This is a genomic window from Pantoea sp. Tr-811, from assembly GCF_011752535.1.
Taxonomy (GTDB): domain Bacteria; phylum Pseudomonadota; class Gammaproteobacteria; order Pseudomonadales; family Pseudomonadaceae; genus Aquipseudomonas.
Window position 1 is genome coordinate 108,143 of the sequence record NZ_VWXJ01000021.1, and the last position, 11,808, is coordinate 119,950.

Consider the following 11,808-nt stretch of genomic DNA (forward strand, 5'->3'; position numbering starts at 1 on the left):
CGCAAGTTCTCGTCAATCGTCTAGTCGTTAAAAGGTCACGCGGGTCGGGCTGGTATCGCTCGCCTGGCCGGCCTGCAGTTGCTGCACGATGGCTTCCTGCAGGCGGCTGCACAGTTGCGGGTCGGACAGCGGCTGGTTGTCGGCGTCGGTGATGAAGAACACGTCTTCCACGCGCTCGCCAAGGGTGGCGATCTTGGCATTTTGCAGCGACAGGTCGAACTCCAGGAAGATCCGCCCCAGGCGGGCCAGCAGGCCCGGGCGGTCGGGTGCGGTGATTTCGAGGATGGTCACCGGGCGCTGGGCATCGTTGAGGATGGTCACCTGCGGTGGGAAGTTGAAGTGCTTGAGCTGGCGCGGTACCCGGCGCTGGATGATGGTCGGGTAGTCCTCGGGGTTGCGCAGCGCTTCGGTCAGGCCGTCGCGTATCTGCCGAACCCGCTGTGGGTTGTCGCCGATCGAGCCGCCGTCATTGTCGAGCACGATGTAGGTGTCGAGGGTGAACTGGCTGCTGGAGGTGATGATCCGCGCGTCATGGATGTTCAGGTTCAGCTGCGACATGGCCGCCACGGTCACGGCGAAGAAGTCGTGCTGGTCGGGCGCGTAGATGAAGATCTGCGTGCCGCCTTCGAATTCGCGCTGGGTGGTTTCCTTGATCAGCACCAGCGGGCCGCCGTCTGCCGGCTGCTGCAGGATCGCATCGCTGTGCCAGGCAACGTCCGCGGCATTGTGCTTGAGGAAATAGTCGTCGCCCAATTGCGACCAGAGCTGTTCCACATCGTCCGGGTCGGTGCCTTCGCGCACCAGGATGTCCAGCGCCGCGGACTGGGTCTGGCGGATCTGCTCCTCGCGGTCCAGTGGGTGCTCAAGGCCCCGGCGCAAGGCGCGCTTGGTTTCGGTGTAGAGCTGGCGCAGCAGGCTGGCGCGCCAGGAGTTCCACAGGCTGGGGTTGGTGGCGTTGATGTCGGCCACGGTCAGCACATAGAGGTAGTCCAGGCGTTTTTCATCGCCCACGTGCAGGGCGAAGTCGTTGATGACCTGCGGGTCGGACAGGTCCTTGCGCTGGGCGGTGGTCGACATCACCAGGTGGTTCTGCACCAGCCAGACGATCAGCCGGGTGTCCCAGGCCGGCAGCTGGTGGCGCTCGCAGAACTTCTGCGCATCCACCGCACCGAGCTCGGAGTGGTCGCCCTGGCGGCCCTTGCCGATGTCGTGGTAGAGCCCGGCCAGGTAGATCAGCTCGGGCTTGGGCAGGCGGCCCATGAGCTTGCTGGCCAGCGGGAATTTCTCGGACACCGGCGTGTACTGCAGCTTGCGCAGGTGCTTGATGAGGTTGAGGGTGTGCGCATCGACCGTATAGATGTGGAACAGGTCGTGCTGCATCTGCCCTACGATCAGGCCGAACTCCGGCAGGTAGCGGCCAAGGATGCCATAGCGGTTCATCCGCCGCAGGTTGCGGTGAATGCCGATTTCGCACTTGAACAGCTCGATGAACAGGCTGGTGTTGCGGATGTCCTTGCGGAAGGTTTCGTCGATCAGGTGCCGGTGTTCGCGCAGCAGGCGCACGGTATCGGCGCGCACGCCCTTGATTTCCGGGTGCTGGGCCATCAGCACGAAGATTTCCAGCATGGCGAACGGGGTGCGCTTGAACACGTTCGGCTTGGCCGCTTCGATGTAGCCGTCGTGCAGGCGGAAGCGTGCGTTGAGCGGCTGGGTGGTGCCGCTGTCGTCATCGGCGAGGATGACTTCCTCGAAGTGCTGGATGATCAGGTCGCACAGCTGGCTGATGCTCATCACCACCCGGTAGTACTGCTGCATGAACTGCTCGATGGCCCGCTTGGGGTTCTCGTCGGTGTAGCCCAGCAGCGCGGCGATGCTGCGCTGGTGGTCGAACAGCAGGCGGTCTTCGGCGCGGCCGGCGAGCATGTGCAGGGCGTAGCGCACCTTCCACAGGAAGTCCTGGGAAGAGGCCAGCAGCTCGTTCTCGCTTTCCAGCAGGAAACCTTCGCCGGCCAGTGCATGCAGGTTCAAGGTGCCGTACTGGCGGCGGGCTACCCAGAGCACCGTCTGGATGTCGCGCAGGCCGCCGGGCGAGCCCTTGACGTTGGGTTCGAGGTTGTACTCGGTGTCGTTGTACTTGTGGTGGCGGGCCTTGAGTTCGGCACGCTTGGCCAGGAAGAATTCCTTGCTTGGCCACAGGTGCGCGGTGCTGGTGGCTTCGAGCATGCGCTGGCGCAGTTCTTCGGGGCCGGCGATGGTGCGGCTTTCCATCAGGTTGGTGATTACCGTCAGGTCGGCGCGGGCTTGCTCGGCGCATTCGTCGATGCTGCGCACGCTTTGGCCCACTTCCAGGCCAATGTCCCAGAGCAGGGTAAGAAAGCGCTCGATGGCGTCGCGGTACTGTTCGTGCTCGGCGGCGCCGAGCAATATCAGCAGGTCGATGTCCGAGTGTGGGTGCAGCTCGCCGCGGCCATAGCCGCCCACCGCCACCAGGGCGATGCCGCTGGGGTCGCCCCAGTCGAACTGGTTCCAGGCCTGTTGCAGGATGTTGTCGACCAGCCAGGCGCGGGCCTGGATCAGCGGGCGGATTTCGGCGCCGGCACGAAAACGCTTGTCGAGCACCTCGCCGGCCTGGCGGATGGCTTTCTTGAAGGCGGCGATGGGGCTCGCCTTGAGGGCCAGTTCCGCCTGGAACTGGCCGCGGTCGAACAGCTCGGGATCCACCTGGGGCATCGCGTCGCGTTCCTGTCTGTGAAGTGGCCTGGGGGCAATCAGGCCGAGGTGCGCGGGATGGTGTCGTCCTTGCGCAGGGTGAAGATCTCGTAGCCGGTGGCGGTCACCACCAGGGTGTGTTCCCACTGGGCCGAGAGCTTGCGGTCCTTGGTGATGGCGGTCCAGCCGTCGCCCAGTACCTTGGTGTCGGCCTTGCCCTGGTTGATCATCGGCTCGATGGTGAAGGTCATGCCTTCCTTGAGTTCCATGCCGGTGCCCGCGCGGCCGTAGTGCAGGATCTGCGGCTCTTCGTGGAACACCTTGCCGATGCCATGGCCGCAGAACTCGCGCACCACCGAGAAACCGTTCTTTTCAGCGTGCTTCTGGATCACTTCGCCGATGTCGCCCAGGCGGCAGCCCGGCTTGACCAGCTCGATGGCCTTGTACATGCACTCCTGGGTGACCTTGGACAGGCGCTCGGCCCATACCGGCACGGTGCCGACGTGGAACATGCGGCTGGTGTCGCCGTGGTAGCCGTCCTTGATCACGGTGATGTCGATGTTGAGCGTGTCACCGTCCTTGAGTGGCTTTTCGTTGGGAATGCCGTGGCACACCACGTGGTTGATCGAGGTGCAGATCGACTTGGGGTAGCCCTTGTAGTTGAGCGGCGCCGGGATGGCCTGCTGGACGTTGACGATGTAGTCGTGGCAGAGGCGGTCGAGCTCCTCGGTGGTGACACCGGGCTTGACGTGTTCCTCGATCATTTCCAGCACCTCGGCGGCCAGGCGGCCGGCGATGCGCATCTTCTCGATGTCTTCTGCAGTCTTGATGGTGACGGTCATTACAGGCTCTCTACGGCGCCGCTGGCGGCGCGAACAAACGGGAAAGGCCGGATTCTAACAGAGCGGGGCGGCATTCTGTCGGGATAAAGGCGGCCATGCTGCTGTCTATGGAAGGCATTCTGGCCTGTTTGCCGGGGTGCTGCAAAAAGCGCTGACGGACGCGACCCGATCCGGGTTCCGTTCGCTCGCGGTCTGTGGTATAAAATGCGCCGCTTTCGGGGACGACCCCGTCAGCACTAAACCCACACACGTGTCGACACGATGGCCTGGGTGCCCCGGATTCACGAATTCGCGGGTTGGTCATTGGGATACGTGGAGGCCCAACCCGACTTATCAAGGAACTATCATGTCCCAAGTCAATATGCGCGATATGCTGAAGGCCGGTGTGCACTTCGGCCACCAGACCCGTTACTGGAACCCGAAAATGGGCAAGTACATTTTCGGCGCGCGTAACAAGATCCACATCATCAACCTGGAAAAAACCCTGCCGATGTTCAACGACGCTCTGTCGTTCGTAGAACGCCTGGCCCAGGGCAAGAACAAGATCCTGTTCGTCGGCACCAAGCGTTCCGCCGGCAAGATCGTTGCCGAGCAAGCAGCTCGTGCAGGTTCGCCATACGTTGACCACCGTTGGTTGGGCGGCATGCTGACCAACTACAAAACCATCCGTGCATCGATCAAGCGTCTGCGCGACCTGGAAACCCAGGCCGAAGATGGCACCTTCGCCAAGCTGACCAAGAAAGAAGCCCTGATGCGTTCCCGCGACCTGGAAAAACTGGATCGCAGCCTGGGTGGTATCAAGGACATGGGCGGCCTGCCTGATGCCCTGTTCGTGATCGACGTTGACCACGAGCGCATTGCTATCACCGAAGCCAACAAGCTGGGCATCCCGGTTATCGGCGTTGTCGATACCAACAGCAGCCCAGAAGGCGTTGACTTCGTTATCCCAGGTAACGATGACGCCATTCGCGCTATCGAGCTGTACATGACTTCGATGGCTGACGCCGTCATCCGCGGCCGCAACAACGTTGCCGGCGGCACTGAAGTCTACGCTGAAGAAGCGGCTGCACCTGCTGCTGAGTAATAGGCGCTAGCGTCTACTTGGCACGCGAAAAGGGGGCTTGGCCCCCTTTTTGCCACCTTGAAATCCTGCTGTCAGCAACGGCCCCGCATCATGGGCGAGCTGATATCAAGGCAGCGATTTGCAGAATTTAACGCCCGTGTCGAACGGGTGGAATGGTTGAAAAACTTTCCAAGAGGATTTTGAAATGGCAGCAATTACTGCGGCGCTGGTCAAAGAACTGCGCGAGCGTACCGGCGAAGGCATGATGGATTGCAAAAAGGCCCTGGAAAAGGCCGGCGGCGACATCGAGAAAGCCATTGACGACATGCGTGCCTCGGGCGCCATCAAGGCCGCCAAGAAGGCTGGCAACGTGGCTGCTGAAGGCGCCATCGCCGTCAAGACCGACGGCAAATCCGCCGTCCTGCTGGAAGTGAACTCGCAGACCGACTTCCTGGCCCTGCAAGACGACTTCAAGAACTTCGTGGCCGAAAGCCTGGAAGAAGCCTTCGCCCAGAAGCTGACCGACGCCGCTCCGCTGATCGCCTCGCGTGAAGCTGCTCGTGAAGCCCTGGTTGCCAAGTGCGGCGAAAACGTCAACATCCGTCGCCTGGTGCGCGTTGAAGGCGACGTGGTCGGCGCCTACCTGCACGGCAACAAGATCGGCGCTGCCGTCGTTCTGAAAGGCGGCGACGTCGAGCTGGCCAAGAACATCGCCATGCACGTTGCAGCTTCGAACCCAGAGTTCCTGGATTCGTCGGAAATCTCCGCCGAGGCCATCGAGCGCGAGAAGGGCGTATTCCTGCAGCTGAACGCTGACAAGATCGCCGGCAAGCCGGAAAACATCGTTGAGAACATGGTTGCCGGTCGTATCGCCAAGTTCAAGGCCGAAGCTTCGCTGAAAGAGCAAGCTTTCGTCATGAACCCAGAAGTCAAAGTTGGCGAGCTGGCCAAGAAAGCCGGTGCTGAAATCGTTTCCTTCACCTACTTCAAGGTTGGCGAAGGCATCGAGAAGCCGGTCGACGACTTCGCTGCCGAAGTTGCCGCCCAGGTAGCTGCTGCCAAGCAGTAAGACAGCCCCGTCTGTCGCCCCAAAGAGGCTGCCCGCTCACGCGCGCAGCCTCTTTGTCAAAGCGGGAGCGGTTTTCAAGGCCGTTGCTCGCTGACGCAGTCGCTGCGTCACGTTAGAGTTACATGCAGGCTCAAGCAGCCCGCCAGAATTTTTACAAACGCCGCAGGAGAGATTCGCAATGGCTCAGCAGGGCAGTGGTCATCAGGCTCGCTATAAACGCATTCTACTCAAGCTTAGCGGCGAGGCCCTGATGGGCTCGGAAGAGTTCGGGATCGACCCGAAAGTCCTGGATCGCATGGCGCTGGAAGTCGGCCAACTGGTCGGTATCGGCGTTCAGGTCGGTCTGGTTATCGGCGGTGGCAACCTGTTCCGTGGTGCGGCGCTCAGTGCAGCCGGCATGGACCGCGTCACCGGCGACCACATGGGCATGCTGGCAACCGTGATGAATGGCCTGGCCATGCGCGATGCGCTGGAGCGGGCGAACATTACCGCCATCGTCATGTCGGCCATCTCCATGGTGGGTGTGACCGATCACTACGATCGCCGCAAAGCCATGCGCCACCTGAATGCCAAGGAAGTGGTAATTTTCGCTGCCGGCACTGGCAACCCGTTCTTCACCACCGACTCCGCCGCTTGCCTGCGCGCCATCGAAATCGATGCCGACGTGGTATTGAAGGCAACCAAGGTCGATGGTGTATACACTGCAGATCCATTCAAGGACCCGCATGCCGAGAAGTTCGATCATCTGACCTACGATGAAGTGCTGGATCGCAAGCTGGGTGTAATGGATCTGACGGCCATTTGTCTGTGCCGCGACCACAAGATGCCGCTGCGCGTCTTCAACATGAACAAGCCCGGCGCCTTGCTGAACATCGTGCATGGCGGCGCGGAAGGAACTCTGATCGAGGAAGTTCAAAAATGATCAACGATATCAAGAAAGACGCGCAGGAGCGCATGGGTAAGTCCATCGAGGCCCTGGGTCGCCACCTGGCGGCAATCCGTACTGGCCGCGCTCACCCAAGCATCCTGGATACCGTCAAGGTCACTGCCTGGGGCAGCGAGATGCCGCTGAACCAGGTTGCCGCCATCACCGTTGAAGATGCCCGTACCCTGAAGATCGTTGCCCACGACAAGAACCTCAGTGCCGCCATCGAGAAGGCGATCCTGACCTCCGACCTGGGCCTGAACCCATCCAGCGCCGGTACCACCATCCGTGTACCGATGCCGGCCCTGACCGAAGAAACCCGCAAGGGCTACACCAAGCAGGCCAGCGGCGTTGCCGAAGATGCCAAGGTGGCCGTGCGCAACGTGCGTCGCGATGCCCTGGGCGACCTGAAGAAGCTGACCAAGGACAAGGAAATCAGCGAAGACGAAGAGCGTCGTGCAGCGGACGAGATCCAGAAGCTGACCGACAAGTTCATTGCTGAAGTCGATGCTGCATACAAAGCCAAGGAAAAGGACCTGATGGCCGTCTAAGGCCGGGGTTTTTTAATGGAAAAGACCAAGCTGGCGGCACCGTCCTCGGTGCCGCGTCATGTCGCGATCATCATGGATGGCAACAACCGCTGGGCGAAGAAGCGCCTGTTGCCCGGCGTTGCCGGGCACAAGGCCGGCGTCGATGCGGTGCGCGCGGTCATCGAGGTGTGCGCCCAGTCCGGGGTCGAGGTACTGACCCTGTTCGCGTTCTCCAGCGAGAACTGGCAGCGCCCGGCCGAAGAGGTCGGGGCGTTGATGGAGCTGTTCTTCTCGGCCTTGCGTCGCGAGGCCAAGCGCCTGAACGAGAACAACATCAGCCTGCGCATCATCGGTGACCGCTCGCGTTTCCACCCAGAGCTGCAGGCCGCCATGCGCGAAGCCGAGGCGCTGACCGCGGGCAACAATCGCTTCATCCTGCAGATCGCCGCCAACTACGGCGGCCAGTGGGATATTGCCCAGGCTGCCCAGCGCCTGGCGCGTGAAGTTCAGGCCGGTCACCTGCGCCCGGACGACATCACCCCCGGCCTGTTGCAGACGTGCCTGGCCACCGGCGAACTGCCGTTGCCGGACCTGTGCATCCGCACCGGTGGCGAGCGCCGCATCAGCAACTTCCTGCTGTGGCAGTTGGCGTATGCCGAACTGTACTTCTCCGACCTGTACTGGCCGGACTTCAAACACGAGGCCATGCGCAATGCCCTGGCCGATTTCGCTTCGCGCCAGCGCCGCTTCGGTAAAACCAGCGAGCAGGTCGAGGCTGGAGCTCGTGCTTAATGCTTAAACAACGCATCATTACTGCGCTGATCCTGTTGCCGATCGCGCTGGGTGGTTTTTTCCTGCTCAATGGCGGGGACTTCGCCCTGTTCATCGGCTTCGTGGTCACCCTGGGCGCCTGGGAATGGGCGCGCCTGGCTGGGCTGATGGCCCAGCCACTGCGCATCGCCTATGCCGCCGTGGTGGCCGGTGCGCTGATGTTGCTGCACCTGATGCCAGACCTAGCGCCCTGGGTGCTGGGTGCGTCGGTGATCTGGTGGGCGTTGGCCACCTGGCTGGTGTTGACCTACCCCCGCAGCAGCGAATTGTGGGCCAGTGCCGCCTGCAAGCTGCTGATCGGCCTGTTGATCCTGCTGCCGGCCTGGCAGGGCTTGATCCTGCTCAAGCACTGGCAACTGGGTAATTGGCTGATCCTGTCGGTCATGGTGCTGGTGTGGGCGGCCGATATCGGTGCCTATTTCTCGGGCCGTGCCTTTGGCAAGCGCAAGCTGGCCCCGCAGGTGAGCCCGGGCAAGAGCTGGGAAGGCGTTTACGGCGGCCTGGCGGTGAGCCTGGTCATCACCCTGGTGGTCGGTATCACCCGCGACTGGGGTATCGGCCAGATTCTGCTGGGCCTGATGGGGGCGGCGCTGGTGGTCATGTCGTCGGTGGTCGGTGACCTGACCGAAAGCATGTTCAAGCGCCGCGCCGGCATCAAGGACAGCAGCAACCTGCTGCCGGGCCATGGTGGCGTGCTCGACCGTATCGACAGCCTGACCGCGGCCATCCCGATCTTCGCCGTGCTGCTGTGGGCTGCCGAATGGGGTGTGATGTGAGCGCCCCGCAGCGGATTACCGTGCTCGGGGCCACCGGCTCGATCGGCCTCAGCACCCTGGATGTGATCGCCCGCCACCCCGAGCGTTACCAGGTGTTCGCCCTCAGCGGCTACTCGCGTATCGATGAACTGCTGGCCCTTTGCGTGCGGCATCGCCCGGCGTATGCCGTGGTACCGAACGGCGAGGCCGCCGCGCGCCTGCGCGAGGGCCTAGCGGCTGCCGCTTGTGCCACCGAGGTGCTGGAAGGGGAGGCGGGCCTCTGCGCCGTGGCCGGTGCGCCGGAAGTTGACGCGGTGATGGCGGCGATTGTCGGCGCGGCGGGCCTGCGCCCGACCTTGGCTGCTGTCGAGGCGGGCAAGAAGGTGCTGCTGGCCAACAAGGAGGCGCTGGTGATGTCCGGCGCGCTGTTCATGGACGCCGTGCGGCGCAGTGGCGCCGTGCTGCTGCCGATCGACAGCGAGCACAACGCTATCTTCCAGTGCCTGCCGGTGGACTATGCTCGCGGCCTGGGTCAGGTGGGCGTGCGCCGTATCCTGCTGACCGCCTCGGGCGGGCCGTTTCGCGAGACGCCGCACGCAGCCCTGGCCGATGTCACGCCAGAGCAGGCCTGTGCCCACCCCAACTGGTCCATGGGCCGGAAAATTTCGGTGGACTCGGCCAGCATGATGAACAAGGGGCTGGAGCTGATCGAGGCCTGTTGGCTGTTCGATGCAACCCCAGCCAAGGTCGAGGTGGTGGTGCACCCGCAGAGCGTGATCCATTCGCTGGTGGACTACGTGGACGGTTCGGTGCTGGCCCAGCTGGGCAACCCGGACATGCGCACCCCCATCGCCAATGCCCTGGCCTGGCCCGAGCGTATCGACTCCGGTGTCGCTCCGCTGGACCTGTTCGCCATCGCCCGCCTGGACTTCCAGGCACCCGATGAGCAGCGCTTCCCCTGCCTGCGCCTGGCGCGGCAGGCGGCCGAGGCTGGCAACAGTGCCCCTGCAGTGCTCAATGCGGCCAACGAGGTCGCGGTCGAGGCATTTCTCCAGCGGCGTATCCGCTTCCCGGAGATCGCGGGTATGATCGAACAGGTGCTCGACCAGGAACCGGTGGTGGCGCTGCCCTCGCTGGATGCGGTATTTGCCGCCGACCAGCGGGCGCGGGAGTTGTCCCGCGAGTGGCTGCGACGCCACGGCCGCTGATTACCAAGGCCCCGGGGTTCTGCTGAACGTCATTCGGAGAAACACATGACTGCGCTCTACATGATTATCGGCACCCTGGTGGCGTTGGGTGTATTGGTCACCTTCCACGAATTCGGCCATTTCTGGGTTGCGCGCCGCTGTGGCGTGAAGGTGCTGCGTTTCTCGGTAGGCTTCGGCACGCCGCTGCTGCGCTGGCATGACAAACAGGGCACCGAATTCGTCGTGGCGGCGATTCCTTTGGGCGGCTACGTCAAGATGCTCGACGAGCGCGAGGGCGACGTGCCGTCAGCGCTGGCCGGCCAGTCGTTCAACCGCAAGTCGGTGCGCCAGCGCATCGCCATCGTCGCTGCCGGCCCGATTGCCAACTTCCTGCTGGCCATTGTGTTCTTCTGGCTGCTGGCCATGCTCGGCAGCCAGCAGATTCGCCCGGTGATCGGTGCGGTGGAGTCTGGCAGCCTGGCGGCCTCGGCGGGTCTTGCCGCCGGTCAGGAAATTGTTTCCATCGATGGCAAACCGACCAGTGGTTGGTCAGCTGTCAACCTGCAACTGGTTCGCCGCCTGGGCGAAAGCGGCACGCTGCTGGTTGGGGTGCGCGACGAAGGCGCCAGCGCCGAGCATCAGGTGCAGGTGAAACTCGACAGCTGGCTCAAGGGCGCCGACGAGCCCGACCCGATTCAATCCCTGGGCCTGCGGCCATGGCGCCCGGCGATCACACCCGTGCTGGCCGAGATCGACCCCAAGGGGCCGGCCGCTGCCGCTGGTCTGAAGACTGGCGATACCCTGCTGGCCCTCGACGGCGTGGCGCTGAGCGACTGGCAGCAGGTGGTAGACAGCGTGCGTGCCCGCCCCGAGGCCAAGGTGCTGCTGCGCGTGCAGCGCGATGGCGCGATGCTGGATGTGCCCGTCACCCTGGCGCGCAAGGGCGAGGGCAAGGCCGTGGGTGGCTACCTGGGCGCGGGCGTGAAGGGCGGCGAGTGGCCGGCCAGCATGCTTCGCGAGGTGCGCTACGGCCCGCTTGAGGCGGTGGGCGAGGGCTTGTCGCGTACCTGGAACATGAGCATCCTGACCCTTGAATCGCTGAAGAAAATGCTGTTCGGGGAGCTCTCGGTAAAAAACTTGAGTGGACCGATAACCATTGCTAAAGTGGCGGGCGCTTCAGCCCAGTCCGGCGTGGGGGATTTCCTTAATTTCCTGGCCTACCTGAGCATTAGCCTGGGGGTTCTTAACCTGCTGCCCATCCCGGTACTGGATGGGGGGCATTTGCTGTTTTACCTGGTCGAGTGGGCGCGCGGTCGTCCGCTGTCGGATCGGGTGCAAGGTTGGGGGGTCCAGATCGGTATCAGTTTGGTCGTAGGGGTGATGTTGCTCGCCCTGATCAACGATCTGGGTCGACTATAAAAGCTTCGCTCAATTGCGAACCGGCCGTCTCCATGCGGCGGGTAGTTTATTGCCAGTTGGAATAAAAGGACTTCATGAAACGTCTGCTGCTAACTGCGGTCATGTCCGCACTGATGATCGCTGAAGTTCACGCCGAGTCCTTCACCATCTCCGATATTCGTGTCAACGGCCTGCAGCGGGTTTCCGCTGGCAGCGTGTTCGGCGCCCTGCCGCTGAACGTCGGCGACCAGGCTGATGACCGGCGGCTGGTGGATTCCACCCGTTCGCTGTTCAAGACCGGCTTCTTCCAGGACATCCAGCTCAACCGCGACGGTAACGTGCTGATCATCAACGTGGTCGAGCGCCCGTCGGTGTCGAGCATCGAGATCGAAGGCAACAAGGCGATCAGCACCGAAGACCTGATGAAGGGCCTGAAGCAGTCGGGCCTGGCCGAAGGCGAGATCTTCCAGCGTGCCACCCTCGAAGGCGTGCGTAACGA

At 62.9% G+C, this 11,808-nt stretch carries 11 protein-coding genes; 9 read left to right on the forward strand and 2 right to left on the reverse strand.

The features are described from left to right. Positions 1-27: 27 nt before the first annotated feature. Positions 28-2,730, reverse strand: a complete 2,703-nt coding sequence (locus tag F3J44_RS25215; protein ID WP_167277051.1) for a [protein-PII] uridylyltransferase — start codon at positions 2,728-2,730, stop codon at positions 28-30. A 38-nt stretch (positions 2,731-2,768) separates the two neighbouring features. Then, positions 2,769-3,551: a type I methionyl aminopeptidase gene (gene map, locus F3J44_RS25220; RefSeq protein ID WP_167070311.1), complete on the reverse strand. Its 783-nt coding sequence runs from the start codon at positions 3,549-3,551 to the stop codon at positions 2,769-2,771. Positions 3,552-3,897: 346 nt separating this feature from the next. Here map and rpsB point away from each other — a divergent pair, with 346 nt between their 5' ends. The 9 genes from rpsB to F3J44_RS25265 form a co-directional block, all read left to right on the forward strand. Beyond that, positions 3,898-4,635: a 30S ribosomal protein S2 gene (rpsB, locus tag F3J44_RS25225; RefSeq protein ID WP_027920037.1), complete on the forward strand. Its 738-nt coding sequence runs from the start codon at positions 3,898-3,900 to the stop codon at positions 4,633-4,635. A gap of 184 nt (positions 4,636-4,819) precedes the next feature. After that, a complete protein-coding gene (tsf, locus tag F3J44_RS25230; RefSeq protein ID WP_167277053.1) occupies positions 4,820-5,683 on the forward strand; it encodes a translation elongation factor Ts in 864 nt (287 codons plus the stop codon). 178 nt (positions 5,684-5,861) lie between these two features. Further along, a complete protein-coding gene (pyrH, locus tag F3J44_RS25235) occupies positions 5,862-6,605 on the forward strand; it encodes a UMP kinase (RefSeq protein ID WP_027920035.1) in 744 nt (247 codons plus the stop codon). Then, positions 6,602-7,159 (forward strand): ribosome recycling factor, encoded by a 558-nt coding sequence (gene frr / locus F3J44_RS25240; protein WP_167070315.1) that lies wholly within the window; start codon positions 6,602-6,604, stop codon positions 7,157-7,159. Before pyrH ends, frr begins: the two co-directional genes overlap by 4 nt. A gap of 15 nt (positions 7,160-7,174) precedes the next feature. Continuing rightward, entirely contained in the window at positions 7,175-7,930 is a 756-nt protein-coding gene (gene uppS / locus F3J44_RS25245; protein ID WP_167277056.1) for a polyprenyl diphosphate synthase, read from the forward strand. Next, a complete protein-coding gene (locus F3J44_RS25250) occupies positions 7,930-8,745 on the forward strand; it encodes a phosphatidate cytidylyltransferase (RefSeq protein WP_167277059.1) in 816 nt (271 codons plus the stop codon). Before uppS ends, F3J44_RS25250 begins: the two co-directional genes overlap by 1 nt. Next, a complete protein-coding gene (ispC, locus tag F3J44_RS25255; protein WP_167070321.1) occupies positions 8,742-9,932 on the forward strand; it encodes a 1-deoxy-D-xylulose-5-phosphate reductoisomerase in 1,191 nt (396 codons plus the stop codon). Before F3J44_RS25250 ends, ispC begins: the two co-directional genes overlap by 4 nt. Positions 9,933-9,977: 45 nt before the next feature. Beyond that, positions 9,978-11,330 (forward strand): RIP metalloprotease RseP, encoded by a 1,353-nt coding sequence (rseP, locus tag F3J44_RS25260; RefSeq protein ID WP_167070323.1) that lies wholly within the window; start codon positions 9,978-9,980, stop codon positions 11,328-11,330. A gap of 74 nt (positions 11,331-11,404) precedes the next feature. Continuing rightward, on the forward strand, positions 11,405-11,808 hold a 404-nt coding region (locus tag F3J44_RS25265; protein ID WP_027615521.1), incomplete at its 3' end, for a POTRA domain-containing protein.